At 65.5% G+C, this 24,779-nt stretch carries 24 protein-coding genes, 1 tRNA gene, 1 pseudogene and 1 riboswitch; of the genes and pseudogenes, 8 read left to right on the forward strand and 18 right to left on the reverse strand.

The genetic code is table 11. The annotated features are described in order from the left end of the window. Positions 1-38: 38 nt before the first annotated feature. A complete protein-coding gene (locus tag CFE35_RS18065; protein WP_292932728.1) occupies positions 39-1,130 on the forward strand; it encodes a helix-turn-helix transcriptional regulator in 1,092 nt (363 codons plus the stop codon). A gap of 117 nt (positions 1,131-1,247) precedes the next feature. On the opposite strand, the gene CFE35_RS18070 is transcribed toward CFE35_RS18065, so the two are convergent. From CFE35_RS18070 to CFE35_RS22550, 3 genes and pseudogenes are all read right to left on the reverse strand, one after another. Next, positions 1,248-1,334, reverse strand: a tRNA-Leu gene (locus CFE35_RS18070). 105 nt (positions 1,335-1,439) lie between these two features. Further along, positions 1,440-1,982: an FxLYD domain-containing protein gene (locus tag CFE35_RS18075; RefSeq protein WP_366557163.1), complete on the reverse strand. Its 543-nt coding sequence runs from the start codon at positions 1,980-1,982 to the stop codon at positions 1,440-1,442. Positions 1,983-2,159: 177 nt separating this feature from the next. Further along, positions 2,160-2,336, reverse strand: a pseudogene (locus CFE35_RS22550) (MJ0042-type zinc finger domain-containing protein); the annotation flags it as partial. Positions 2,337-2,416: 80 nt separating this feature from the next. Between CFE35_RS22550 and ftsE the strand changes: the two are divergent. Genes ftsE through CFE35_RS18100 form a run of 5 tightly spaced genes read left to right on the forward strand, consistent with a single transcriptional unit; the run spans position 2,417 to position 6,720 of the window. Then, on the forward strand, positions 2,417-3,181 hold the full coding sequence (gene ftsE / locus CFE35_RS18080; RefSeq protein WP_292932731.1) for a cell division ATP-binding protein FtsE: 765 nt from the start codon (positions 2,417-2,419) through the stop codon (positions 3,179-3,181). Positions 3,182-3,193: 12 nt separating this feature from the next. After that, complete coding sequence (locus CFE35_RS18085) at positions 3,194-4,120, forward strand: cell division protein (protein WP_292932732.1); 927 nt, start codon at positions 3,194-3,196, stop codon at positions 4,118-4,120. 1 nt (position 4,121) lies between these two features. After that, entirely contained in the window at positions 4,122-4,679 is a 558-nt protein-coding gene (locus tag CFE35_RS18090) for a YdcF family protein (RefSeq protein ID WP_292932733.1), read from the forward strand. Positions 4,680-4,702: 23 nt separating this feature from the next. Further along, positions 4,703-5,437 carry a lysophospholipid acyltransferase family protein gene (locus tag CFE35_RS18095; RefSeq protein ID WP_292932735.1) on the forward strand — a complete coding sequence of 245 codons (735 nt, stop codon included), beginning with the start codon at positions 4,703-4,705 and terminating at the stop codon, positions 5,435-5,437. After that, positions 5,434-6,720 (forward strand): divalent metal cation transporter, encoded by a 1,287-nt coding sequence (locus tag CFE35_RS18100; RefSeq protein WP_366557160.1) that lies wholly within the window; start codon positions 5,434-5,436, stop codon positions 6,718-6,720. Before CFE35_RS18095 ends, CFE35_RS18100 begins: the two co-directional genes overlap by 4 nt. Here the strand turns inward: CFE35_RS18100 and CFE35_RS18105 are convergent. The 15 genes from CFE35_RS18105 to metA form a co-directional block, all read right to left on the reverse strand. Next, on the reverse strand, positions 6,717-7,637 hold the full coding sequence (locus CFE35_RS18105) for a prephenate/arogenate dehydrogenase family protein (RefSeq protein ID WP_292932737.1): 921 nt from the start codon (positions 7,635-7,637) through the stop codon (positions 6,717-6,719). The two genes, CFE35_RS18100 and CFE35_RS18105, sit on opposite strands and share 4 nt — an antisense overlap. Then, positions 7,634-8,782, reverse strand: coding sequence for a histidinol-phosphate transaminase (gene hisC / locus CFE35_RS18110; RefSeq protein ID WP_292932739.1), 1,149 nt, complete (start codon positions 8,780-8,782; stop codon positions 7,634-7,636). The genes CFE35_RS18105 and hisC overlap by 4 nt, the downstream gene beginning before the upstream one ends. A gap of 54 nt (positions 8,783-8,836) precedes the next feature. Continuing rightward, positions 8,837-11,038 (reverse strand): bifunctional diguanylate cyclase/phosphodiesterase, encoded by a 2,202-nt coding sequence (locus tag CFE35_RS18115; RefSeq protein WP_292932741.1) that lies wholly within the window; start codon positions 11,036-11,038, stop codon positions 8,837-8,839. A gap of 265 nt (positions 11,039-11,303) precedes the next feature. Beyond that, a complete protein-coding gene (locus CFE35_RS18120) occupies positions 11,304-12,719 on the reverse strand; it encodes an ammonium transporter (RefSeq protein WP_292932743.1) in 1,416 nt (471 codons plus the stop codon). A 32-nt stretch (positions 12,720-12,751) separates the two neighbouring features. Further along, positions 12,752-13,090 (reverse strand): P-II family nitrogen regulator, encoded by a 339-nt coding sequence (locus tag CFE35_RS18125; RefSeq protein WP_292932745.1) that lies wholly within the window; start codon positions 13,088-13,090, stop codon positions 12,752-12,754. Between the two features lie 213 nt (positions 13,091-13,303). After that, on the reverse strand, positions 13,304-14,173 hold the full coding sequence (locus CFE35_RS18130; protein ID WP_292932746.1) for an alpha/beta hydrolase: 870 nt from the start codon (positions 14,171-14,173) through the stop codon (positions 13,304-13,306). Between the two features lie 55 nt (positions 14,174-14,228). Next, positions 14,229-15,077: an NAD(P)-dependent oxidoreductase gene (locus tag CFE35_RS18135; protein WP_292932747.1), complete on the reverse strand. Its 849-nt coding sequence runs from the start codon at positions 15,075-15,077 to the stop codon at positions 14,229-14,231. Between the two features lie 4 nt (positions 15,078-15,081). Continuing rightward, positions 15,082-16,611 carry a peptide chain release factor 3 gene (locus CFE35_RS18140; RefSeq protein ID WP_292932748.1) on the reverse strand — a complete coding sequence of 510 codons (1,530 nt, stop codon included), beginning with the start codon at positions 16,609-16,611 and terminating at the stop codon, positions 15,082-15,084. An 11-nt stretch (positions 16,612-16,622) separates the two neighbouring features. Beyond that, a complete protein-coding gene (locus CFE35_RS18145; protein ID WP_292932750.1) occupies positions 16,623-17,516 on the reverse strand; it encodes an aldose 1-epimerase family protein in 894 nt (297 codons plus the stop codon). A 22-nt stretch (positions 17,517-17,538) separates the two neighbouring features. Next, positions 17,539-19,926, reverse strand: coding sequence for a phenylalanine--tRNA ligase subunit beta (pheT, locus tag CFE35_RS18150; protein ID WP_292932752.1), 2,388 nt, complete (start codon positions 19,924-19,926; stop codon positions 17,539-17,541). Beyond that, positions 19,923-21,011, reverse strand: a complete 1,089-nt coding sequence (gene pheS / locus CFE35_RS18155) for a phenylalanine--tRNA ligase subunit alpha (protein WP_292932753.1) — start codon at positions 21,009-21,011, stop codon at positions 19,923-19,925. The genes pheT and pheS overlap by 4 nt, the downstream gene beginning before the upstream one ends. A gap of 49 nt (positions 21,012-21,060) precedes the next feature. Next, positions 21,061-21,939 carry a helix-turn-helix domain-containing protein gene (locus CFE35_RS18160; protein WP_292932754.1) on the reverse strand — a complete coding sequence of 293 codons (879 nt, stop codon included), beginning with the start codon at positions 21,937-21,939 and terminating at the stop codon, positions 21,061-21,063. Positions 21,940-22,137: 198 nt separating this feature from the next. After that, positions 22,138-22,497, reverse strand: a complete 360-nt coding sequence (gene rplT, locus CFE35_RS18165; protein ID WP_292932756.1) for a 50S ribosomal protein L20 — start codon at positions 22,495-22,497, stop codon at positions 22,138-22,140. Between the two features lie 13 nt (positions 22,498-22,510). Next, a complete protein-coding gene (gene rpmI, locus CFE35_RS18170; protein ID WP_054122496.1) occupies positions 22,511-22,714 on the reverse strand; it encodes a 50S ribosomal protein L35 in 204 nt (67 codons plus the stop codon). A gap of 133 nt (positions 22,715-22,847) precedes the next feature. Continuing rightward, on the reverse strand, positions 22,848-23,753 hold the full coding sequence (gene metA / locus CFE35_RS18175) for a homoserine O-succinyltransferase (protein ID WP_292932760.1): 906 nt from the start codon (positions 23,751-23,753) through the stop codon (positions 22,848-22,850). Positions 23,754-23,798: 45 nt separating this feature from the next. Continuing rightward, positions 23,799-23,914: riboswitch (SAM-I-IV-variant riboswitch) on the reverse strand. Between the two features lie 127 nt (positions 23,915-24,041). Between metA and CFE35_RS18180 the strand changes: the two genes are divergently transcribed. Both CFE35_RS18180 and bfr read left to right on the forward strand, forming a co-directional pair. Further along, positions 24,042-24,218 (forward strand): (2Fe-2S)-binding protein, encoded by a 177-nt coding sequence (locus CFE35_RS18180; RefSeq protein ID WP_292932762.1) that lies wholly within the window; start codon positions 24,042-24,044, stop codon positions 24,216-24,218. A 78-nt stretch (positions 24,219-24,296) separates the two neighbouring features. Continuing rightward, positions 24,297-24,776 carry a bacterioferritin gene (gene bfr, locus CFE35_RS18185; protein ID WP_292932764.1) on the forward strand — a complete coding sequence of 160 codons (480 nt, stop codon included), beginning with the start codon at positions 24,297-24,299 and terminating at the stop codon, positions 24,774-24,776. The last annotated feature ends 3 nt before the right edge of the window (positions 24,777-24,779 follow it).

Genomic DNA, 24,779 nt, shown 5'->3' on the forward strand with positions numbered 1-24,779 from the left:
GAACTGCGGGCCATGGACGCCAAACTGATCGAGGGATCTTGCGCCACTCTGCCGCGATACTGCACATTCAGCACATGGCTTCTTTGGGTCTGCCGCCACGGCAGGCCATCCCGGCGATGGTCGATGCGCTGCAGTTCATCATCCCTTCGTCGGTCAACACGTTTGTCTGGCTGGGAGAAAACGGCCAGCCGGTCGATCTTTATGAGCGCCACCCCATCCCGGAGGCGCTCGATGCGTTCATGATGCAAACGCCCTTGCTGGAGGCGACGGGCCAGCCTTCCTTTGCCAAGCTGGTGAACGCGCCGCTTGAATACGGCAATTGGTGGCAATTCACCGCGCTCGATGGCTGGGACCGCTCGGTCATGAAGAACGAATTGTTCCGGCCATACAATATCGGCAACAACATGGATTTTCTGCTGAAGGACCGCAACCGCCCGGTGGCCTTGCTGACCATCAACCGCGAACCGTTCAGCGCGCCGTTCCGCCAGCGTGAAATCGACGCCGTCCTGGCACTGCGACCGCACTTTCTCCATGCGATGCGCGCTCCCGAAGCAGGAATAGGGCCGAACCAGGTCTATGCCGAAGGGATTGTCGCCACGGCTATCGTCGATCCGCAAGGCCGCATCCTGAGCAAGTGCCCGGCCGCCGGTCTCTTCCTGCATCAACTCAACAGCAGCGATTGCAAAGTTCCGATCACGGCCGAACGCGTACCTCAAGCGGCGCAGGCCGTGATCGATCGGCTCGCGAAAGTTGCCTCAGCCCCGTTCAGCCCGCCCGCTGCCGATGACATCAGCACACCCTGGTGCACGATGCGGGTCGCCGCCCATGCCATGGACGACGGTCAGACGATTGTACTTTCACTCCAGCGCTACCTGCCCATCAACATCCTCCGGTTGCACAATGTGGCGCGGGCCCCGCTTTCCCCCAGCGAACGGCGCGTGGCCTATTTGATGTGTTCCGAACTCGAAAATCAGGAAATTGCCAGCGCGGTGGGCGTGACCGAGGCGACCATGCGCGAATATTCCAAGCGCATCCGGGCCAAGCTGGGCGCCAGCAATCGAGATGGGATTCGCACCGGATTGAGCCGCATGATGCCCGTAAGCCCAAATGTGACGAATGCCGGATGGTAGTTAAGCAAGACGGGCAACGAGCCTGCCCCCGATAAGGCGCACCAATCCCGCGAAGCTGCGCCAGCCACGCCGCAGCGGATGCCCGAAGGCAAAATCCATTTCGATTGTCAGAGAGAATGGTGCGGTCGAGAAGACTCGAACTTCCACGGGCTTTCGCCCACAACGACCTCAACGTTGCGCGTCTACCAATTCCGCCACGACCGCACATCGAAACAAGGCCCAGCCCTTTCAAAAAAGGCCACCCTGCCGGGGTAGAGGCGGGCCACTAGCAAAGGACCCCGCACCGCGCAACAACCAAGCGGTGTTTTTTTACTCCGGCTTCCAGCCGATTTCCGCGACCTTCGCGCTTTTGGGCACATCGGTGACGGCTTCGTTGATCGTCACGCTCTCGCCGGGCTTCAGCATTTCGCGCGGCGGGGTGACATCCCAGGTGTAGACCACCTTGTCCTTGGCATCGCGCAGCACGATCAGGATCGGCGGGACGTCCTGCGGCTGCTTGCCGACATTGGTGACCGTGCCGCTGGCACCGAAATACTCGGTGCCATTGGGCAAAGTACGGCGATCCTGCCGTTCGGAGGGAAAGGACAGCGCCAGATCAGGATTGCCCGCGCCGAACGTGGCGTGCGCGGCAGGCAGCCACCGGGGCAGACCAAGCCACGCCGCCAGCGCGACGAGCACGGCGACGAGCAGCGCAAAGGTGATGCCTGCGATGGTCCAGAGTTTCGCCGTATTGCGGCGCGGCCGGAACGGCGGCTGGTGATCGAAGCTCGAAGCCGTGTCCTCGAACGCCTCATCCGCCGATCGGGTGGCAGGACGAACCACCGGGCGCGGCACGACGGGCGGCTCGGGCACCTGGTCGGCGGGTTCTGCCGTGAGATCGGGTTCAGGTTCCGCAGGCTCCGGGGGTGGCGGCGCAGGCGGAGTTGCTGCGGGCGGCGGCGGGGGCGGCGGCGCAGAAGCCGGAGTTGGCGGGGTCGGAGCCGGCTCCTCCCGCTCGGGCAATGCGGCACCGTGTTGGAACCAGCTGTGCCGGCACTTGGCACACCGGACGGTGCGCCCTTCCACACCTATCGCGCTGTCAGGGACGACGTAGCGCGTCGAGCAGGCTGGGCACGCGATGATCATACGCTGGCTTAAGCATGGGCAGACACAGGGAAACAATAGGGTCAGGCGGGGAGAAGTGCTCACCCGGCCTTTTTTCCACATCGATTGCGCCGTATAGCCGCCCCGAAGCAGCGCGTGCCCCCACGCGCACGCCACCAACCCTCGGGACTGCACCGCCTGACATGAGCCAGCCTGAAGCCGAAATCGTCCAGTTCGACAATGTCGGGCTGCGCTACGGAACGGACAAGGAGATCCTGGCCGACGTCTCGTTCACGCTCTATCCGGGCTGCTTCTACTTCCTGACGGGCGCGAGCGGCGCGGGCAAGACCAGCCTGCTCAAGCTGCTCTATCTGGCGCAGCGCCCCTCGCGCGGGTTGATCCGGCTGTTCGGCACCGATGCGATCACCCTGCCGCGCGAACGCCTGCCGGGCTTCCGCCGCCGCATCGGCGTGGTGTTTCAGGATTTCCGGTTGGTCAGCCACCTCTCCGCGTTCGACAACGTGGCGCTGCCGCTGCGCGTGGCCGGGGTGAGCGAGAAGGATATCGCGCGGCCCGTGGGCGAGATGCTCGATTGGGTGGGACTGGGCGACCGGCAGCACGCCCGCCCCGCCACGCTTTCGGGCGGAGAGCAGCAGCGCGTCGCCATCGCGCGCGCGGTGATTGCCCGGCCCGACATGCTGGTGGCGGACGAGCCGACCGGCAACGTCGATCCGGAAATGGCGCTCAAGCTGCTGCGCCTGTTCGAAAGCCTCAACCGGCTGGGGACCACGGTCGTCGTCGCGACTCACGATGTGCACCTCATCCGCAAGGTGCCGGAATCGCTGATCATGCGGCTCGACAAGGGGCGGCTGAGCGATCCCACGGGCGCGCTGCGCTATCCGCCGCGCCGCCCGGCGATGGGTTCAAGCGCAACCGGGGGCGCTGGCGCGCCTCCGCTGCCGCGCTGAGCTGGCCAGACGATGGGTTTCCTGTCCTCCTTGTTCGATCGCTGGCGCGGCGGCGGCGCCACGAGCGATCCGCGCCTGCTGCCCGAGGCCCAGCTTTCCGGGCCGATGCCGTGGGTCATCGCGATCATGATTTCGCTCACGGTAGTGGCCGCCGCCAGCGGCCTGGCTCTGCGCAATGCCGCGCGCACCGCCAGCGCCGACCTTGAAGGCGGCGTGACGGTGCAGATCGTGACTGCGGCACCAACCGAACGGCTCCGCCAAGCGGACGCAGTGCTCGCGGCGCTGAAGACCGCGCCCGAAGTCGCCGAAGTGCGGCAGGTGGCGCAGGAAGAACTCAACACACTGGTCGAGCCGTGGCTCGGCACTCGGCCGGGCGACGATGTCGAGGCGCTGCCGATCCCGGCCCTGATCGACGTGCGGCTGAAAGGCCCGGCAACGGCAGAGAAGCTGGCGCGGCTGCGGGCGATTGTCAGGCCCGTGGCGCCATCGGCGCGGGTCGATGCGCAGGCGGGATGGCTGGCACCGGTGTTCGCCGCGATCGGCACGTTGCAGTGGCTGGCAGGCGGCCTGATCGCACTGCTTGCGATGGCGACGATTTCCGCCGTGCTGCTCGCTTCGCGCAATGCGCTGGGCAATCACCGTGAAGCGATCGAGATCGTGCATATGCTGGGCGGCACCGACCGGCAGATCGCGCGGGTGTTCCAGCGTTCGATGGCGTTCGATGCGGCGGCGGGCGGGCTGGCGGGCCTGCTGCTGGGCGGCATCACCATCGCCACGCTGGCAAATCAGTTTGCCGCGCTCGGTTCGGGCATGGTTTCGGGCGCGGTGCTGCACTGGCAGGACTGGCTGATGATCGCGGCCATCCCGCTTGCAGGGGTAGCTCTGGCGGTGGTTACCGCGCGCGTGACCGTGCTAGCCGCGCTGCGGCGGATGCTCTGACATGGCCCGCTTGCGCAAACCGCCCGGCCTGTTTCGCCGCATCGGCGCTGCGGTGATGCTTGGCTGGGTGCTCGGCTTCCTGTGGTTCGCCATGGCCCTGCCCCGCCCTGCCGGACAGCAGAAGACCGACGGCGTCATCGCGCTGACCGGGGCCAGCGGGCGGATCCCCCGCGCGCTGGAAGTGTTGCGCGCCGGGCAGGCCCGCAAGCTGCTGGTGGCGGGCGTCGCCAGCGAAGTGAAGCCGGGGGAATTTGCCGCTGAATACGAGGTTTCGCCCGAACTGATGGCGTGCTGCGTCACGCTGGGCTTCGAATCGATCGACACCCGCTCCAACGGGCTGGAAGCGGCGCGCTGGATTGCAGCGGAGCACCTCACGTCGGTGCGTCTCGTCACGACCGATTGGCACATGCGCCGCGCGGTGTTCGATCTGACGATGGCCGCGCCCGGCGATGTGGCGATCCTGCCCGATGCGGTCCCTTCGCGCCCCAGCATGAAAACGCTGTTCATCGAATACAACAAGCTGATCGCCCGCGCCCTGGCGTGGCTGGCGGGGTGGTAGGGCAGCAAGTGGCAGACAGCGCCATGCAGAGGGATTTCCTGCGCGAACGCGGGCCGCGCGTGGCAGAGATCATGCGCAGCCTTGCGTTCTATGCCGTTTTCTATGGCACCACGGTGCTGCTGGTCTTCGTGGCCATCGGCGCGATGGTGCTCGGCGGAGACCGCTACAAGGACGTGGTGCGCATCTGGTCGACGTGGCATCGCACTTGCGCACGGGTGTTTCTGGGCATCACGGTCGAAGCCGCTGCGTTTGTGCCGCAGGCCGGTGTGCTCTATGCGATAAAGCACGAGTCCTTTTTCGAAGCGATCGAGCTTCCGCACCTCTATCCCTACCCCGTCGTCTTCGCGAAGGAACAGCTTCTGCGCATCCCGCTGTGGGGCAAGATCGGCACACGCTACGGCCTGATCGCGGTGGACCGGGCGCGCGGTGCGAGCGCCTTGCGCGCAATGCTGACCGAGGCCCGGCGCTGGACCGCCGATGGCCGCCCGCTGATCATTTTCCCCGAAGGCACCCGCGTGCGCCATGGCGCACAGCCGAGCCTGCAAGCGGGTTTTGCCGGGCTTTACAAGTTGCTGGGGCTGCCGGTGATCCCGGTCGCGGTGGATAGCGGGCTGCTTTATCAGCGGCGCTGGAAGCGCGCGGGCACGATCCGCTACCGCTTTGGCGAAGTGATCCCCCCCGGACTGCCGCGTGACGAGATCGAAGCCCGCGTCCATGCCGCCATCAATGCGCTCAATGCCAGGCCGCCCGGCGCGTGAGCATTGACGATGCCCGCACCGATGAGCGCCACACCGAGGCTGACGCGCGCACATGGAGCGAAGTGCTCGGCCCCGGCCTCATCACCGGTGCGGCGGACGATGATCCCAGCGGGATCGGCACCTACAGCCAGGTCGGCGCGCAGTTTGGCTACAGCCTCGCGTGGATCATGGTGTTCAGCTATCCGCTGCTGGTGGCAACCCAGCTGATCTGCGCGCGGATCGGCGCGGTGACGGGCCACGGCATCGCCCACAACCTGAAACGGCACTATCCGCGCCCGGTGCTGTGGCTGGCGGTCACGCTGCTGCTGGTGGCCAACACGATCAACCTCGGTTCCGACCTTGGCGCAATGGCCGCGGCGCTGGCTCTGCTGCTGCCGGGGCCGACGATGCTCTATGTCGTGCTGTTCGGGCTGATCTCGGTGCTGCTCGAAGTGTTCGTGGCCTATGCGCTCTATACCCGGATCCTGAAATGGTCCGCGCTTTCGCTGCTGGCCTATATCCTCGTGCCGTTTGTGGCCGAGCTTTCCGCGCGCGAAGTGCTGCGCGGCGTGCTGGTGCCTGAACTCAGTTTCGACCGGCAGACGGCGATGGCGGTGATCGCCGCACTGGGCACCACGATCAGCCCTTACCTGTTTTTCTGGCAGGCCGGTCAGGAAGTGGAAGAACAGCACCGGCTGCACAAGCACCCGCTGGGCGTGTTCCCGCGTGCGGCAGGGCCAGGGCTGGCCCGGATGCGGACCGATACGGTGGTGGGCATGGGGGTGACGAGCGTGACCGCGCTGTTCATCGTGATCGCCACCGCCGCGACGCTGCATGCGGGCGGAATCCACGAAATCGCCTCCGCCGATGCCGCCGCCAGCGCGCTGCGCCCGATTGCCGGAGACCTCAGCTTCCTGCTGTTTGCGGTGGGTATCATCGGGATCGGCCTGCTGGCGGTGCCGGTGCTGGCGGGATCGGCGGCTTATGCGCTTTCGGAAACCTTTGGCTGGACCGAAGGGCTGGACCGCAAGCCGCACGAAGCCAAAGCCTTCTACGCCGCGATCGTGGTGGCGGTGCTGGGCGGTGTGGCGCTCAACTTCATCGGCATCGATCCGATGCAGGCGCTCTACTGGACGGCGGTGATCAACGGCCTGCTCGCGCCGCCGCTGATGGTGATGACGATGCTGGCAGCGAGCAATCCCAAGGTCATGGGCCGATTGACGCTGCCGCCGCTGCTGAAGGCGGGCGGCTGGGGGGCGACGGGAGTGATGATCCTCGTCTCGGCGATGTTCCTGCTGAGCTAATCGTTATGACTACGGCCGAAATCGGGCCGTGCATCGTCCTGGCCCATTTCGATGATCGAACGGCGGATCGCGCGGGTGCGGGTGAACGTATCGAACAGGGTCGCGCCGTCGCCCTTGCGGATCGCCTTCTGCAATTCGGTGAGGTCCTCGCTGAAGCGCTGGAGCATTTCGAGCACGGCTTCGCGGTTGCTGAGGAACACGTCGCGCCACATCGTCGGATCGGAGGCGGCGATGCGGGTGAAATCGCGGAAACCGCCCGCCGAATACTTGATCACCTCGCTCTGCGTCACTTCCTCCAAATCGGACGCCGTGCCGACGATGGTATAGGCAATCAGGTGCGGCAGGTGGCTGGTGACGGCCAGCACGCGGTCATGATGCTCCGGGTCCATCACCTCGACCCGCGCGCCGAGCGCTTCCCAGAAGGCCGTGACGCGCGCCACTTCGCCTTCATCCGCACCGGCGGGCGGGGTGACGATGCACCAGCGCCCCTTGAACAGCGCGGCAAAGCCTGCGTCCGGCCCGCTCTGTTCGGTGCCCGCCACCGGGTGTGCGGGGATGACGGCAATGCCGGGCAAGACCTCGGCCAGCGCCTTGGCCACGCTGGCCTTGCTGGAGCCAACGTCGGTCACGATCACGCCGGACGCAAGGTGCGGGGCGATCATCGCGCCCGCCGCTGCCATGGCGCCCACCGGCACGCACAGCACGACGAGATCGGCCCCGGTGACGGCTTCGGCTGCCGTATCGGGCACGAAATTGGCCAGCCCGATCTCCCGCGCGCGGGCCCGCACGGCAGGATCGGCGTCGAAACCGGTGGTGATCGCATCGGGCAAGTGCGCATGAACCGCGCGCGTGACCGAGCCGCCCAGCAGGCCCAGCCCGATCACGGCAACGCGCGAAAATGGCGCGGGCGCGCTCATCGCGCCGCTTCGGCCAGCTGGCGCAGCACGGCAGCTACCGTGTCCATCTCGTCCGCCGTGCCGATGGTGATGCGCAGGCACTGCGGCAGCCCCTGCCCCGGCAGCCAGCGGGTGATGAAACCGTGGTCCATCAGGCCCTTGTAGGCCACCTCTGCGGTCAGCGCGCCGGAAAACTCGATCAGCACGAAGTTGGCCTCGCTCGGCAGCGGGCGCAGGCCGTGGTTGCCGAGCGCTTCGAGGGCGGCGACGAAGCGCGTGCGTTCGGCGTGGTTGTGCACGCGCGAGGCGGCGACGAATGCCTGATCCCCGACCGCCGCAAGCGCAGACGCCTGCGCGGTGACGGTGAGGTTGAACGGCCCGCGGATGCGATTGAGCATATCGATCAGGTGCGGCGCGCCGGTCGCCCAGCCGACCCGCTCCCCGGCAAGCCCGTAGATCTTGGAGAACGTGCGGGTGACGAGGACATTTTCGGCAGTAGCCGCCAGCGCCAGCGCGCCATCGTCCGCTTGCGCCTCGACATATTCGGCATAGGCCTGATCGACCACCAGGAGCACGTGGCCCGGAAGGCCGGCATGGAGCCGCGCCAGTTCGGCGCGCGGCAGGTAGCTGCCGGTGGGGTTGTTGGGATTGGCAAGGAACACGACGCGCGTGCGCGGGCTGACGCAGCGGAGCAGGACATCGACATCGGCGGCATAATCGCGGTCTGCCGCCTCGACCGGCTGCGCCCCGCAGCGGCGGGCGGCGATCTCGTACACTGCAAAACCATAACGCTGGTAGAGCACTTCGTCGCCCGGCCCGGCGAAGGCTTGCGCCGCCAGATTGAGCAATTCATCAGAGCCGGTGCCCATCACGATCCGCGCGGGATCAATGGCGTGAAGCGCGCCAAGCGCGCTGCGCACCGCTTGGCTTTCAGGATCGGGATAGCGCGCGGGATCGCCAGCGCCTTCACCGCCGCCCAGCCGGGCGGCGAGCGCGAGCGGGCTGGTGCCGAGCGGATTTTCGTTGGCGGAAAGCTTGATCAGCACTTGCCCATCCGCACCGGTCGACTTGCCGGGAACGTAAGGATGGATCGCCGCGATCCATGGCTTGGGCACGGGGCGGGTGCCAGTAGGCTTGCTTGCGGGCTGATCTGACGACGCGGACATGATGAGCGGGCCTTAGCGGGCTTGCCGCGCCAAGGAAACCGTCTCGCTGGGCGATTATCCCTCCGCGCGGAGAGCCGCACCTTTCCAGTCGCTCGCCATCGCAAAGGCGGGCATCGTTGCCTTGCCGTCTTCACCGCCGCCGATGAGGTGCGGGCCGATCGGCTGCACGCCGTCGCCCTTGGGGCTCTGCGGCAGGCCGGCAGCGGCCAGCTGATAGGGCGAGGCGCGGTGCCGCGTACACAGGCCGCCATTGCCATCGGGCACGAGTGACTGTTCGAATTCAAGGCCCTGCTGGCGCTTGCGCGAACGGCGCACGCGCGCAACGGCGAGCTGGCCCTCACCCAGATCGATAACGAACTGGGTGCCGAGCGGCACATCGACCAGACCTTCGATCAGCGCACCGGAGACCGAAAGGTTGCGCAGCACGACCGGATAATAGTGGTTATCATGGATCGCGCCGATGCGGCGGAACATGGCCTGACGGTCGTGGCGCTGGAAGGCGGGGCCAGAAGGCTCGATGATCCAGTCACCTTCATTGAGCTTCTGGACGAACTGCTCGTTGGGGATGGGCTTGCTGTAGATATAGCCCTGCACCAGCGTGACGTTGAGGCTCTTCATCAGATCGAACTGGTCGAAGCTCTCGACGCCTTCGGCAGTCGTGTCCATCTCGAGCGCCTGCGCAAGCGCGACAATGGCCGCAATGATCGCCCGGTTGCGCGAACCGGCCTCGGTTGCGCCGCGCACGAACGACTGGTCGATCTTGATCTTGTCGAACGGCGCCGTCTTCAGATAGCCGAGCGAGGAATAGCCAGTGCCGAAATCATCGAGCGCCAGCCGCACGCCAAGGCCCTTGAGCGCCTTGAATCGATCATTGGTGGCGCCGCCTTCCTGCAGGAACACGCTTTCGGTGATCTCGAGTTCAAGCAGTTCAGGTTCAAGGCCCGAATTGGCAAGCGCGCTGGCGACAAGCGCCGGAAAACCATCATCCGCGAATTGCACGGGCGATACGTTGACCGCCACGCGCAGGCCGCCGGGCCAGGCCGCAGCTTCGCTGCACGCGCGGCGCAGGACCCATTCGCCGATACCCTTGATAAGGTTCGATTCCTCCGCAATCGGGATGAACCGTGCCGGGCTGACCGGTCCGTGTTCCGGATGGTTCCAGCGCACCAGTGCCTCGACCCCGACGACGTGGTTGTCGACCGCACGCACGACCGGCTGGTAGTGGATCTCGAGCTCGTCACGCTGCAGGGCATCGTGGAGGTCTTCTTCCAGCAAACGGCGGTCTGCCGCAGCCTTGAGCAGGTCTGCGCTGAAGAACCGGAAACGCCCGCGCCCACCACCCTTGGCGGCATAGAGCGCGAGGTCGGCGTTACGCACGAGGCTGTCGCTGTCATCGCCATCGAAGGGCGAAACGGCGACGCCGACCGACGCGCCGATCAGGCAGCGGCTGCCATCGATGGTATAGGGCTGCGAGATGCTGGTGATGATGCTGGTGGCAATATCGCCTAGGACGCCACGGTCCTCGACGCCGGACATGATGACCTGGAACTCGTCGCCGCCAAGCCGGCTGACCTTTTCCTTGTCGCCCACCACGCGAACCAGACGTGCGGCGACCTGCTTGAGCAAGGCATCGCCGGCCGCGTGGCCGAGCGTATCGTTGACCTGCTTGAACCGGTCGAGGTCGATCAGCATGATCGCGCAAGGGCTGCGCTGCTGCGAGCAAAGGGTCAGCGTGCGTTCGAGGAGCTGCGACATGCGGCGCCGGTTGAGCAGGCCGGTCAGCGCATCGTGCATCGCCATGTGCGAGCTTTCCTCGGCCGAGCGCCGTTCGCCGGTGATGTCCTCGCAGTGTCCGCGAAAGCCCGCGAATTCGCCGCGCACCATGACCGGCTCGCCCGAAATGGCCCACCACAGCGTCTCGCCATCGACGCGTTCGCTGCGCACGGTAATCTTCTCGAACCGGCCCTTGCGCGCGAAGGCAAATGGCAGCGTTCGCTCACCCTCGCTTTCGTTGCCGGTCTTGAGGAACAGTTCGAGGAAGCTTTTGCCTTCGGCAGTGCCATCTTCCACCAGCAGGGCATGAGCGCCGGGCGAGAGGTAGGTCAGACGGCCATCGACATCGGTCGACCAGAAGAAACCGAGGCCTAGCGCTTCGTAGGTGTGACATAGCGCAGCAGCTTCGTTTTCGGACGTGCGCGGAGGAGGAGCATCGACTGCTGCCCCGATTCCGAAAACCTCACGTGCCTTGCGAAGCACCACTCTGTTGTCCCCCAAGTACATTCCATGAGTACGGCCTAAGTATGTAGCGCAAGGGCGTTGTGGGAAGGTTAACGCAGTCAGCGGCCTGATGGGCGACGGACGACAGCCGCCAGAAACAGCCGCTGAGCCGCAACAAAAAAGGGCCGGAAGCACATGAGTGCTTCCGGCCTTAGTCTGTTCGCAGGAGGAACATGGTCTGGCGGGGCCCCGGTGGGCTCGAGGGAGAGGATCTCGCCCCCTGGCCCCGCCAAGCTCTTGAAAATCAGTAGTTATAGGCACGCTCGCCATGGTCAGCGATGTCGAGGCCTTCGCGCTCGCCTTCTTCGCTGATCCGCATGCCCATGGTCTTGTCGAGGACGAACCAGATCGCCGCCGTGCCGATACCGGACCAGGCAAGCGTGAGGAGCACGGCCTTGATCTGGATGATGAGCTGGGCTGCGATGTCGTAGGTGGGAGCCGCGACTGCCGGGAACTGCGTGTAGTCGATGATGCCCTGGCCACCGAGTGCCGGCGAGGCGACGATGGCAGTGGCGATGGCACCGGTGATGCCGCCGATGCAGTGCACACCGAAGACGTCGAGCGTGTCGTCGTACTTGAACTTGTTCTTCACCGTGCTGACGAAGAAGAAGCACAGCGGCGAGACCACGAGGCCAAGGACGATCGAGGTCATCGGCGCGCCGTAACCCGAAGCCGGGGTGATCGCGACGAGGCCAGCGACGGCACCCGAGGCAGCGCCCAGCATCGAAGGCTTGCCGTGCACGACCTGCTCGACAATCGCCCAGCTGACAGCAGCAGCGCAGGTTGCGAGCATGGTGTTGACGAACGCAACTGCCGCGACGCCGTTCGATTCAAGGTTCGAACCCGCGTTGAAGCCGAACCAGCCCACCCACAGCAGCGAAGCGCCGATCATGGTCATGGTCAGCGAGTGCGGCGGGGTGGCTTCCTTGCCATAGCCCAGGCGCTTGCCGAGGAGGAGGCAGCCGACGAGGCCCGCGATACCGGCGTTGATGTGGACGACGGTGCCGCCCGCAAAGTCCAGCGCGCCCATCGCCCAGAGGTAACCGGAGTCGGTCGGGGCATCGACGAGGAAGTCCGGACCGGCCCAGTACCAGACCATGTGCGCGATCGGGTAATAGATGAAGGTCGACCAGAGCACCACGAACACCATCAGCGGGGTGAACTTGATGCGCTCAGCGAACGAGCCGATGAACAGCGCCGGCGTGATCATGGCGAAGGTCATCTGGAACACGAAGTAGCTGAGTTCGGGGATGTAGACGTTGTTGGAGAACGTCGCCGAGTAGGTCCCGCTGGTGACGCCGGCCATGAGCGCCTTGCCGAAGCCGCCGATGAAGGGCGAGCCGCCGGTGAAGGCCAGCGAATAGCCGTATGTTGCCCAAAGCAGGCCCGCGATCGAAACGATCATGAAGACCTGCATGAGCACCGAAAGCATGTTCTTGGTGCGGACGAGGCCGCCGTAGAACAGCGCGAGGCCCGGAATGCTCATCATCAGGACGAGCACGGACGAAATGAGCATCCAGGTGGTGTCACCCTTGTTCACCATGGTGGCCTGTGCCGCCACATCGGGCGCCTTGACCATCGCCGCCTGGGCGAAAGCGGTGGACGCGGCGCCGAGCATCACGCCCGCACCCACGACCCCGCCGATCATCTTACGGATCATCGAAGTTCCCTTCATGTCAGAAGTCGCGCCGCTCACAGCGCCGTATCCCCGGTTTCGCCGGTGCGGATGCGCGTGGCCGAGGCAAGATCGAGAACGAAAATCTTGCCATCGCCGATAGCGTCGGTGCTGGCGATCTGCTGGATCGTCTCGATGATGCGGGGTGCCAGATCGTCGCTCGCCGCGATCTCGATCTTCACCTTGGGCAGCATGTTGGTGGTGTATTCGGCGCCGCGGTAGATCTCGGTCTGGCCTTTTTGTCGGCCGAAACCCTTCACTTCCGACACCGTCATCCCGGCAACGCCCAGCCCGGAGAGCGCCTCGCGCACTTCGTCGAGCTTGAACGGCTTGATGATGGCGATGATGAATTTCATTCATGCCCCCCTTTGCGGCCTTCTCGCCGGGCGACCCGCCGGCAGAACATGCTTCGCAAACAGCGTGCCAAATGCGCTTGGCACTGGAATCAGGGGGGAATTGTGTTGCGGGTGCGAAATTGCTGCCCGCAGGCTCGCTCGAATCTTGGGCAGATTCGATATACTGCCTAAATTATAGGCAGGCCTGCGAGGGCAGACCTGCCTGCAAATGCGTCAGAGGAATTCGCGCAGCGTGGCGATGAAGCGATCGAACTGGTCGTGGTGGAGCCAGTGTCCCGCGTTCTCGAACTCGATCACCGTGCCATCGCGGAAGTGCTTGATCCGCCCGTCGCGCTCCGGGTTGCCGGCCCACGAATCCGCGCCATTCAACAGCAGCGTCGGGCAGGTGATCGCCTCCCACAGCTCGTGCTTGCGCTCGGTCGAGATATCGTAGGGGTGATCGATGTGGACGTAGGGATCGAACTTCCAGGTGAAAGTGCCGTCCTCGTTGCGGTTGATCCCATGGATCGTGAGGTGGCGGGCCTGAGCATCGGTGAGGTAGGTGTTCTCGGCCTTCATGCGCGCATAGGCGTCTTCCAGCGTCGGGTAGCGGCGCGGCAGGCGGCCTGCGGCCTTGCGCTTCTCCGCAATATAGTCGCGCACGCGCCGGGCGAAGGGCACGTCCTTCATGCGCAGTTCCCAATCGGGCGTAGGGAAGATGCCCTCGATCGCCACGAGCTTGGCGACGTCTTCGGGAAACAGCCCGGCATAGCGCAGCGCAACGTTGGCGCCCCACGAGTGCGAGACGATGGTGACGGGCGCGAGGCCGAGCTGGTGGACCAGCTGCGCGACATCGTAGACCATGTCCATCGTGCGGTAGTTGCCGTCCGACGCCCACTCGCTATCGCCGTGGCCGCGGTGATCGAGCGCGATGACGTGCCAGTCCTCGCGCAGGGCCTCGGCGGTCCAGTCCCAGCTACGGCAATGATCGCGCCCGCCGTGGATCAGCAGCAGCGGCGGCTTCTCCGCATTGCCCCAATCGACATAGTGCAGCCGCAGCCGCTGGGAGATGAAGGTGTTCGAGGTGGGGCCGAGAAGTGTCATCCGCCGTCTCTGCCGCAGGTGCGAACAGGCCGCAAGTCCGGTTTTGGCCGATGCGTCAGACGCGCTCCCGCCACGAAACACGCGCCGCGAAGCCGATCCGTTCACCGGCCCGCGCTGATGAGAGCAGCGCAGCCTCGCCCGAAAGGCTTTCCGCCAGCGGCACGCCGGGGAAGTGCTCTGCCATCAGATCGCGCGAAGGGCGGCCCATGAGGTTGTCTGCCGCAGCGATGATCATGGCCTCGTGGCCGGTAGTGCTGGCCTCCAGCGCGCAGCGGCAGGCCTGCGCCGCGTCCTCGGCGTCGATGTAGCTCCACAGGTTCCACTTGCGGCTGGCGGGATCGGCCTGGATCTGCGGCAGCGCGGCGTAGTCTTCGGCGACATAGACGTTGGAGAAGCGCAGCGAGACGATGGCCATGGCGGGATGCCAGCGGGCGAACTCGTCGGCCATGGTCTCCCCCAGCCGCTTGCCCAGCGCATAGGACCAGTTGGGAAGCAGCGGGTGCGTCTCATCGATGGGCGCGAATTGGGGCGGCTCGGCAAAGGGCAGGCCGAGGATCGTCTCGCTCGATGCCCAGACCACGCGGCCAATGCCAAGGCGCGCGGCGGCGGAGAACACGTTGTAAGTGCCCATCACGTTGACGCGGAAGGCCGCCTCGTCAGTCGTCGCGCCGGGCTTGGGAATGCCCGCAAGGTGCAGCACCGCATCGAAGCGGCGCGCGGCGGTATCAACGCCTGAGAGCGCCCCCATGACAGCGCCGAAATCTGCGCAATCGAGGCGCACCGTATCATCGCCATAGACAGAACTGACGATATCGAAGCCAGTCACCCGGTGGCCCGCCGCGCGCAGTGCCGCCACTGCAACCTTGCCGAGCTTGCCGCTGCTTCCCGTGACCGCGATGCGCATGGCTTTACCGCTCCTTGGTGGCGCTGAAAGTCAGCTCCGGATTGCGTTCCTGCTGATAGCCGACATCCCACGCCGAGCGCGCCATGAACACCGGATCACCATCGCGGTCCCGCGCGAGGTTCGACATGTTGAAATCGGTGAAGTTCTTGAGCGCAGCGTCACTGCCCTTGAGCCAGCGCGCGGTATCGAACGGGGAAGGCTCCAGCACGGCCTCGACCTTGTATTCCGCCTCCAGCCGCGAAATCAGCACATCGAGCTGGAGCTGACCAACCACGCCGACGATCGATTGCGCGCCGATCTCGGGATAAAACACCTGGATCACGCCCTCTTCGGACAAGTCGTCGAGCGCCTTCCTGAGCTGCTTGGTCTTGGTCGGATCTTTCAGCTGCACGCGGCGCAGGATTTCGGGCGCGAAATTGGGCAGGCCGGTGAAGCGCACCACGTTCTTTTCCGAAAGCGTATCGCCCACGCGCAAGGTGCCGTGGTTGGGAATGCCGATGATGTCGCCCGCTTCCGCCGTATCGGCAATCTCGCGGTCCTGCGCGAAGAACAGGATCGGCGAGTGGACCGCGATGGGCTTGCCGAGGCCCGAAGGCGTGAGCTTCATGCCGCGCTTGAAGGTGCCCGATACCATGCGCATGAACGCGATCCGGTCGCGGTGCATCGGGTCCATGTTGGCCTGCACCTTGAACACGAAGCCGGTGACTTCGGGGAAGTCGGTTTCGATGGTGCCATTGTCGCTGGGCTGCGGGCGCGGCGGGGGGGCGTGGCGGGCGATGGCGTCGATCATTTCTGCAACGCCGAAGTTCTTGAGCGCGGAGCCGAAGTAGACCGGAGTGAGATCGCCATTGCGATAGGCGGTCAGATCAAACTCCGGATAGCCCACCTGCGCCAGTTCGATTTCCTCGGCAATGTCAGCCGGGATCGCGCCAGCGACATTCGGATCGCGCTTGCCGAGAAATTCGCGGCTATCGCCTTCCGGGCGGGCGATGGTCTGCGTCGCGAAATCGAGCACGCCTTCGAAAATCCCGCCCATGCCGATGGGCCACGACATCGGGCAGACATCGAGCGCCAGCGCATCGGCCACTTCATCGAGCGTTTCGAACACGGAGCGGCCTTCGCGGTCCACCTTGTTGACGAACGTGATGATCGGCACCGAACGCAGGCGGCACACCTCGAACAGCTTGCGCGTCTGCGGCTCGATACCCTTGGCGGCATCGATCACCATGATCGCGGAATCGACTGCGGTCAGCGTGCGGTAGGTGTCTTCGGAGAAGTCTTCGTGGCCCGGCGTATCGAGCAGGTTGAAGACGACGCCGTCCTTTTGGAAGGTCATCACGGAAGACGTGACCGAGATGCCGCGCTGCTGCTCGATCTTCATCCAGTCCGACCGCGCGCGCCGCGCCTGCCCGCGTGCCTTGACTTCACCGGCCAAGTGGATCGCGCCGCCTTGCAGCAGCAGCTTCTCGGTCAGCGTGGTCTTGCCCGCGTCAGGGTGCGAGATGATGGCGAAGGTGCGGCGATTGGAACTCATGGCCAGCGCGACTAGCCGGGACGGACGGTTACGTCCATGCGGAAGCTGCGCCGCGCGCCAGGTTCGAGCACGACAACGCCCGGCTTCTCGGCGAAATCGCCCGCATAGCCCACGGGATCGGAATGCCCCTGCCACGGCTCGATGCAGATGTAGCGCGCGCCGGGCACTTGCCAGATACCGAGCATGGGCGTGTCCGGGAACGCCACGTCGAGCCATGCGCCGCCCGCTTTTCCGCCCTCTGCGCCATAAGACAGGCGGCGGCTGTTGAGGTCCGTCCAGATCAGCGCGTCGGCGCGGAACAAGTCTGCATCGAGCGATAGTTCGCGCCCCTGCACGGGGGTCGGCACACCATCGGGCAGGAGCAGACCCGTCTGCTTTTCGATGCGGCGGATCGGCTGCGGCTCATCGCGTTCGAACACCACGCGGTGGGCGGCCTTGTCGGCTCCGCCCGGAAGCGGCCAGGCGAAGGCGGGATGGTAGCCGAAGCTGAATGGCAGCGCCGCATCGCCCGTGTTGTGCACGGTGGCGGCCATTTCCAGCGTCAGGCCCGACAGCGTGAAGGCCATCTCGAGGGCGAAGGCAAAGGGATAGCAGCTGCGCGTTTCGCCGCTGTCTTCCAGCCGGAACACCGCGCGATCCGCCGTCTGCTCCACCAGCGTGAAGGCGCTGCGACGGGCAAAGCCGTGCTTGGGCATCGCATGGCTTCGCCCATCCACCCGCAGCGTATCTCCGGCCAGCGCGCCGACGATGGGGAACAACAGCGGCGCGCGGCCCGACCAGAAGGCGGGGTCGGCGTCGGTCATGTACTCGCGGCCCGCCGCATCGGTGAGCGAGGAAAGCTCTGCGCCCAGCGGATTGATCCGGGCGGTCAGGCCTTCGCTGGCAATGGCGACAAGATCAGTCATCAAGCCCCGTCTGGCTGAGAGTTCAGGCGCGCAGCACGCCCCCAAGTTTGGCGCCTGCTGCCACGATTTTGTCGGTGATCGCCTTCAGCGCCGCTTCGTCGTAGCTTTTCTCGACCGGCTGCAATGTGACTTCGACGGCCAGCGATTTGTGGCCTTCGGGCACGCCCTGCCCCCGGAAATCATCGAACACGCGGGCCGCAACGACATTGGCCTTGTCCGCCCCGCGCACGGCGCGCAGCAGATCGCCCGCCGGGAGCGCGGTCGGCACGAGGAACGCGAAATCGCGCGTGACGGCCTGAAGCGCGGGCGGCGCATAGTGCGGCCGCGCGAAGCTGCCGGGGCCTTTGCGTACCGGGATGCGTTCGAGGAACAGTTCGACCACGGCAACCGGACCGGACAGATCGAAGGCCTTGGCGGTGGCGGGGTGCAGCAGGCCGAAGCGCGCCAGCACCGTCTTGGGGCCAAGCCGCAAGGTGGCGGACTGGCCGGGGTGGAACTGCGCTCCAGCCTCACCCATCACTTGCAGGTTCTCCACCGGCGCGCCAGCTTCGGCGAGGAGCGCGAGGGCCTCCGCCTTGGCGTCGAATGCATCGAACGCCTTGGCCTTGCCAGTTGCCCAGCCGCGCGAAGCCGCTTCGCCCGCCAGCACGACGGCCAGGCTCGGCTGTTCGGCGCTGGCCCCGCCCTCGCCGCGCAGATAGCGGCGCCCGATCTCGAATAGGCGGACGGTGGCCGTGCCGCGATCGAGATTGCGCCGCGTGGCGGCAAGCAGGCCCGGCAGCAGCGAGGGGCGCATGGTCTTGAGGTCTTCGGAAATCGGATTGGCGAGCGTCCAGAGTTCGCCATCCGCGAAATGCTCGGCCTCCCCAGTCGGCAGGAACGACCAGGTGATCGCCTCGTTCAGCCCGCGCGCGGCAGCGGCGCGGCGCAGGCGGCGCTCCTGCATCTGGGCTGCGGTCGCGGTCGGCTTGGCCACGCCGTCTGTGCGTGGCAGCGGGGTGGACGGCACGGCATCGAGACCGTGGACGCGGATCACTTCCTCGACAATGTCGGGCGCGGCGTCGACATCCGGGCGCCATGTCGGCACGGCCACGGTCCAATCGGCCGAGACTTCGAAACCCAGCGCGGCGAGAATGCGCTTCTGCTCGCTGTCCGCCACGTCGATGCCGCCAAGGTTGCCGGCAAGCGCGGGATCATAGGCCAGCGTCTTGCGCGCCGTCGGCGGGGTGCCCGCGCGGATGACTTCGCTGGCCTCACCGCCGCAGATTTCAAGGATCAGGCTGGTGAGCAGGTCCATGCCGGTATCGAGGAACGCGGGGTCCACGCCGCGCTCGAAGCGGCCGCGCGCATCCGACGTGAGCGCAAGCGCCTGACCGGTGCGGGCGATATTGGCGGGGGTGAAGTAGGCGACTTCGAGGAGGACGTCGGTCGTCGTGTCCGAACAGCCCGAATGTTCGCCGCCCATGATGCCCGCGATATCGTGGACGCCGCTGTCATCGGCGATCACCGTCATCCACGGCTGGAGCGGGTATTCCTTGCCATTGAGCGCAAGGCAGCTCTCACCCTCGCGCGCGCGGCGGGCGATGACTGCGCCGTTCAGCTTCGCCAGATCATAGGCGTGCGCCGGGCGGCCATAGCCGAGCATCACATAGTTGGTGATATCAACCAGCGCCGAGATCGGGCGCTGGCCCGCGCTCTTCAGGCGGTCCTGCAGCCACTGCGGGCTGGGACCGTTCTTCACGCCGCGAATGACGCGCCCATAGAACGCCGGGCAGCCTTCGGGATCATCGGTGCGCACCTCGACCGGGCACGGGTAGCTGCCTGCAACGGGTGCGGCGTCGATGGGCTTCAGCACGCCAAGACCCGCCGCGGCGAGATCGCGCGCGATGCCGTGAACGCCCATGCAGTCCGGGCGGTTGGGCGTGATCGCCACATCGAACACCGGATCGGAACCGAGATAATCGGCAAAGCTGGTGCCGAGCGGCGCATCGGCGGGCAGTTCGATGATGCCGTCATGCTCTTCGCCAAGACCCAATTCGCGCGTGGAGCACATCATGCCATTGGATTCGACGCCGCGAATGGCCGACTTCCTGAGTTCCATGCCGTTGGCCGGAACCACCGCGCCGGGCAGGCCGAGCACACCAACGAGGCCAGCGCGCGCATTGGGCGCACCGCAAACGACTTGCAGCGGAGTGCCATCGCCCAGATCGACCGAGAGGACTTGCAGCTTGTCGGCCTGCGGGTGCTTCTCCGCTGTCAGCACGCGGGCGACGCGAAAGCTGGTGAGCGCCGCCGAGGCATCCTCGACGCCTTCGATTTCAAGGCCGAGCGAGGTGAGCTTCTCCGCGATGGTGCGCGCATCGGCCTTGGTATCGAGCAGGGCCTGGAGCCAGGAGAGGGCAAACTTCATGCGCGTACTCCCACGCCGCCGGAAAGGGTGGGCACATCGAGCGCGCCGAAGCCGTAGTGACCGAGCCAACGCACATCGCCATCGAAGAAGGCGCGCAGATCGTCCATGCCGTATTTCAGCATGGCGAGCCGGTCGACACCGGTGCCGAACGCGAAGCCTTGCCATTCATCGGGATCAAGGCCGCCGAACTCGATGACCTTGCGGTTGACCATGCCGGAACCCAGCACTTCCATCCAGCCGCCGCCCGGCACATCACCGCCGCCACCGACGACGCGCTTGCCGTTCACGAGGGTGTAGCCGACATCGACCTCGACCGAAGGTTCGGTGAAGGGGAAGTAGCTCGGGCGCAGGCGCAGGACGATGTCGTCGCGCTCGAAGAAGGCCTTGAGGAAGGTTTCCAGCGTCCACTTGAGGTGGCCGAGGTGGATGCCCTTGTCGATCACGAGGCCTTCGATCTGGTGGAACATCGGGGTGTGCGTGGCATCGCTATCTGACCGGTAGACGCGGCCCGGCGCGATCACGCGCAAAGGCGCGCCCTCAGCCAGCATCGAGCGGATCTGCACCGGCGAGGTATGCGTGCGCAGCAGCATCGAGCGGCCCTGCGCGTCCGTGTCCGGGAAGTAGAATGTATCGTGCATCGCGCGCGCCGGATGGGTTTCGGGCATGTTGAGCGCGGTGAAGTTGTGCCAGTCGTCCTCGATCTCCGGGCCGGTCGCCACGGCGAAGCCCATGTCGGCGAAGATCTCGGCCAGCTCGTCCATCACCTGGCTGACCGGGTGGACGCTGCCGCGCGGGGCAGCGGGCGCGGGCAGCGAGAGATCGGCGGTTTCAGCCGCCAGCTTTGCCTCCAGCGCAGCGCCTTCCAGCGCGGCGCGGCGTTCGGCGAGCGCGGCGGTGACCGCCTCTCGCGCGGCGTGAATGCGCGGGCCGGTGCTGGTGCGTTCCTCGGGGCTCATGCCGCCCAGCGACTTGAGCAGGGCCGAGACCCAGCCCTGCTTGCCCAGCGCGGAAACGCGCAGCGCCTCCACGGCTTCGATCGTATCGGTGCCGGCGATTGCGGCGAGCGTTGTTTCAAGCTGTTCCATCGGCCCCGCCGCTAGCGCCAAACGCTGCGGAATCCAAGGTGCGCGTTTATCACCTGGTCGGGAGGTGGAGCGCCTGTACTGGCGCACCGGCCACCGCCATGCGGGCGCGCATCACCCCGGCGAGCACCGGATGCGGCAGGGCGGCATAGGCGCGCGGGCTCATGCCCATGAACCGGTGAAACTCGCGCACGAACTGTGCCTGATCGTGATAATGCGAATCGATCGCCCCGATCCACGTGAGCGAGGGATCGAGCATATATTGCGAGAGGCTGCGCATGAAGCGCTGGCGGCGCAGCAGCAGGCTGGGCGCAAAGCCGAAGTGACGGCGGCAGACGCGTTCCAGCGTGTGTGTGGGGAGCCCGGCAGCGTCTGCCATATCGGCAACATTGGCAATCTCGGGATCGACCAGCGCCTCATGCACGGCGCGGATCCGCGCTTCCTCGGGCACTTCGCGCGCGGCGAGTGCTTCGAAATGGCGGGTAATGCGGGCCAGTTCGGTCATTTCATCGGGGGCAGGTCCGAACAGCGTATCGACCAGTGGCTGCAGCGGCGCGAAAGCGGGTTCAAGCGCCGGATCACACAGGCGATCGGCAAAAGTGTGCGCCGGTGCCGCGACGAACTTGGCCCAGCCCAGCGGGAGCAGACCGATGCCCCAGATGCGCGAGGTGCCGGTGGTGAAGCGGACGGTTGTGCTGGTGGGGCCAGTGACGATCCCGGCAAGATTGCCAACCGGCGATGTTTCGCGCAGCTCTGAAAGCGGAAGTACGCCGCTGATGATGCGCAGATTGGCCCATTCGGGGTGGAGGTGATCGGTGACCCGGCCATCGGTGCCAACGTCGATTTCAGTGATGTAGAAGGTGGTGAAATAGGCCCGCATGGCCGGAGGAGGCTGATGGAATCGTACCCTGACGGTACTGTCGCCGTTCACTGCTGTGCCCCTGTTGTCGCCCCGATTGGAACAACCATAACGCTTCGGGACAGCAACGGGAAGTCGCCACAATGGACAAAAAGGGCATCGGCCAGTTGACCGATGCCCTTTTGTTTTCGTCAGCTTTTCAGAACTTGCCTGCGCGCGCGTGCACCAGATTGGAACACCGCGCAGGAAAGCGCTCAATCGCGCCGAATGTCAGCCCGCCAGCGCGGTCTTCGCCTGCGCGATGATCGCTGCGAACACGCCGCCTTCGTTCATCGCGAGATCGGCCATGGCCTTGCGGTCCAGTTCGATGCCCGCCAGCTTTGTGCCGTGGATGAACTGCGAATAGGTCAGGCCCTCGGCGCGGACAGCAGCGTTGATGCGCTGGATCCACAGACCGCGGAATTCCCGCTTCTTGATCTTGCGATCGCGGTACGCGTATTGGCCGGCCTTTTCGACGGCCTGACGGGCAACGCGGATGGTGTTCTTGCGGCGGCCCCGATAGCCCTTGGCCTGTTCGAGAATGCGCTTGTGCTTGGCGCGGGTGGTAACACCCCGTTTGATGCGGCTCATGGTCTAACGCTCCTCAGTTCAGCCCGTAGGGCGCCCACTTTTTGATCACCTTCGCATCGGCGTCGGAGATCACGTCCATGCCGCGATTCTGGCGGATGTACTTGGCGTTGTGGCTGATCAGTCGGTGGCGCTTGCCGGCCACGCCATGCTTGACCTTGCCGGATGCGGTGATCTTGAAGCGCTTCTTCACACCGCTCTTGGTCTTGAGCTTGGGCATTTTGGTCTCCTTGGTTAGGGCGCGTCCGACTCGCCGTGGCAGCCCTGCATGGCCAGGCGAGTCATCGAAGTCGCACCCGATGAAGTGGGCGCGCTTAGGGGGGCAGCGGGCAAAAGGCAAGCACCCAGCGCGATCACACGCCGATTTGCACCGAATCGAACGGCGTTGTCTGATAGGTTTCGTTGACCCAGTTGCTGAAAAACAGATGCCCGTGCCCCCGCCAGGTGTTGGTGGGCATGGCCGCCGGATCATCGCCGGGGAAATAGTGCGCAGGCAGCGTGCGCCCTTCGTCGCGGGCATATTCGCCCGCGAGCGTGAGCGTATCGTATTCCAGATGGTTGAGCATGTGGACCGCGCGATTCGCGGGATCGTCGATCAGGCAAAGGCCGGTTTCGGCACTGTCTGCCAGAACGGCAAGGCCGCTGCCCGCAGGCAGGTCTGCGCTGCGCAGTTCGCTCCAGCGCGAGACGGGCACATCGAACAGGTCCGGCAAGCCGCGCATCCACGGACTGGCGGGCGCGCGGTTGACATGGCTGAACACACCCGCCGCCTTGGCATTCAGCGCATGCTTGGGCACGCCGTGGAAGTGGTGCAGCGCGGCCATGGCGCCCCAGCACAAAGTGAGCGTGCGGTGGACATGGACCTGCGACCAATCGAGAATCCGGCGCAGTTCGTCCCAATACGTCACTTGAGCAAAGTCGATCTGCTCCACCGGCGCGCCGGTGATGATCAGCCCGTCAAACTTCTCGGCCCGCACATCCTCCCACGGCTTGTAGAACGCGGCGATATGGCCGGACGAGGTGTTCTTGCTGACATGATCGGAGATGCGCACCAGTTCGAGCTCGATCTGGAGCGGGGACGCACCAAGCAGCCGCGAGATCTGCGTTTCTGTCGTGATCTTGTCGGGCATCAGATTGAGCAGCGCGATGCGCAGCGGGCGGATATCCTGGCGCGCGGCCTCGGTCTCGCTCATCACGATCACGCCTTCGGCTTCAAGGGTGCGGCGGGCGGGGAGATTGTCGGCAATCCGGATCGGCACGCGTCTTCATCCTCTACAAAAATGCGGGAAGTGGACGCCTGCAGCCTTGTTCCGTTTCGTTGCCGGACCGGCCGCATCCCTCCGCTAGGCGAAGGCGCCACCTTGCCCGGAAACCGGCAGGTTGGCGTCGGGGCGTCTCTCCCCAACTCTTGATGCGCTTCGGGATATAAAGCTGCGAACGCCGGAATGCAACGCCGGGCCCCTCCTCGCAGCGCCGCGCTTTCCGCACTTGCTATTGCAAATGCCTCGCATTAATGTCGCGAGACACGAAGCGAGGATTCGGTTCCGATGTACATCTGCATCTGCAACGCCATCCGCGAAAAAGACCTGCGCCGCGCCGCGTGCGAGCAAGGCGGCGATGCCGAATCGCTGTATTCCCGCCTTGGCTTCGCCCCGCAGTGCCGCCAGTGCCTTGAAGACGCCGAGCAAATCGTGGCCGAGGCGCGCGCCTGCGTCCCCGCCTGATTGTAACTGCCTGATTATCGCTGCCTTGCGCCCACAGCGCGCGCTCTCTACGCTCGCCCCATAGCGAGGAGACGCAGCATGAAGGGTGATGCCAAGGTCATCGAATTCCTCAACAAGGCCCTGCTCAACGAGCTGACCGCGATCAACCAGTACTGGCTGCATTACCGGATGCTGGCCAACTGGGGCCTCAAGAAGCTGGCGGAATACGAGCGGCACGAATCGATCGACGAGATGAAGCATGCCGACCGGCTCGCGGACCGCATCCTGTTCCTCGATGGGCTGCCCAATTTCCAGGCTATCGGCCGGCTGCGCATCGGCGAGGACGTGGAGGACGTGCTCAAGGCCGACCTCGCGCTGGAGCATGATGCGATCCCGCTGCTGAAGGATGCGATTGCCCATTGCGAAGCTGTGCGCGATTTCGTCAGCCGCGATCTATTTGCGGACATTCTTTCCAATGAGGAAGAGCATGTCGACGTGCTGGAAACCCAGTTCGAGATGATCGCGCGGATGGGGCTGGCAAATTACATCCAGCTCAACAGCGAGGCTTCGGAGGCCTGACGT

This window comes from Novosphingobium sp. PASSN1, from assembly GCF_002278815.1.

Coding starts and splice junctions, on each gene's coding strand:
- ftsE (WP_292932731.1), top strand. CDS start 2,417: ATGAGCCAGCCTGAAGCCGAAATCGTCCAGTTCGACAATGTCGGGCTG.
- CFE35_RS18085 (WP_292932732.1), top strand. CDS start 3,194: ATGGGTTTCCTGTCCTCCTTGTTCGATCGCTGGCGCGGCGGCGGCGCC.
- CFE35_RS18090 (WP_292932733.1), top strand. CDS start 4,122: ATGGCCCGCTTGCGCAAACCGCCCGGCCTGTTTCGCCGCATCGGCGCT.
- CFE35_RS18095 (WP_292932735.1), top strand. CDS start 4,703: ATGCAGAGGGATTTCCTGCGCGAACGCGGGCCGCGCGTGGCAGAGATC.
- CFE35_RS18105 (WP_292932737.1), bottom strand. CDS start 7,637: ATGAGCGCGCCCGCGCCATTTTCGCGCGTTGCCGTGATCGGGCTGGGC.
- hisC (WP_292932739.1), bottom strand. CDS start 8,782: ATGTCCGCGTCGTCAGATCAGCCCGCAAGCAAGCCTACTGGCACCCGC.
- CFE35_RS18120 (WP_292932743.1), bottom strand. CDS start 12,719: ATGATCCGTAAGATGATCGGCGGGGTCGTGGGTGCGGGCGTGATGCTC.
- CFE35_RS18125 (WP_292932745.1), bottom strand. CDS start 13,090: ATGAAATTCATCATCGCCATCATCAAGCCGTTCAAGCTCGACGAAGTG.
- CFE35_RS18130 (WP_292932746.1), bottom strand. CDS start 14,173: ATGACACTTCTCGGCCCCACCTCGAACACCTTCATCTCCCAGCGGCTG.
- CFE35_RS18135 (WP_292932747.1), bottom strand. CDS start 15,077: ATGCGCATCGCGGTCACGGGAAGCAGCGGCAAGCTCGGCAAGGTTGCA.
- CFE35_RS18140 (WP_292932748.1), bottom strand. CDS start 16,611: ATGAGTTCCAATCGCCGCACCTTCGCCATCATCTCGCACCCTGACGCG.
- CFE35_RS18145 (WP_292932750.1), bottom strand. CDS start 17,516: ATGACTGATCTTGTCGCCATTGCCAGCGAAGGCCTGACCGCCCGGATC.
- pheT (WP_292932752.1), bottom strand. CDS start 19,926: ATGAAGTTTGCCCTCTCCTGGCTCCAGGCCCTGCTCGATACCAAGGCC.
- pheS (WP_292932753.1), bottom strand. CDS start 21,011: ATGGAACAGCTTGAAACAACGCTCGCCGCAATCGCCGGCACCGATACG.
- rplT (WP_292932756.1), bottom strand. CDS start 22,497: ATGAGCCGCATCAAACGGGGTGTTACCACCCGCGCCAAGCACAAGCGC.
- rpmI (WP_054122496.1), bottom strand. CDS start 22,714: ATGCCCAAGCTCAAGACCAAGAGCGGTGTGAAGAAGCGCTTCAAGATC.
- CFE35_RS18180 (WP_292932762.1), top strand. CDS start 24,042: ATGTACATCTGCATCTGCAACGCCATCCGCGAAAAAGACCTGCGCCGC.
- bfr (WP_292932764.1), top strand. CDS start 24,297: ATGAAGGGTGATGCCAAGGTCATCGAATTCCTCAACAAGGCCCTGCTC.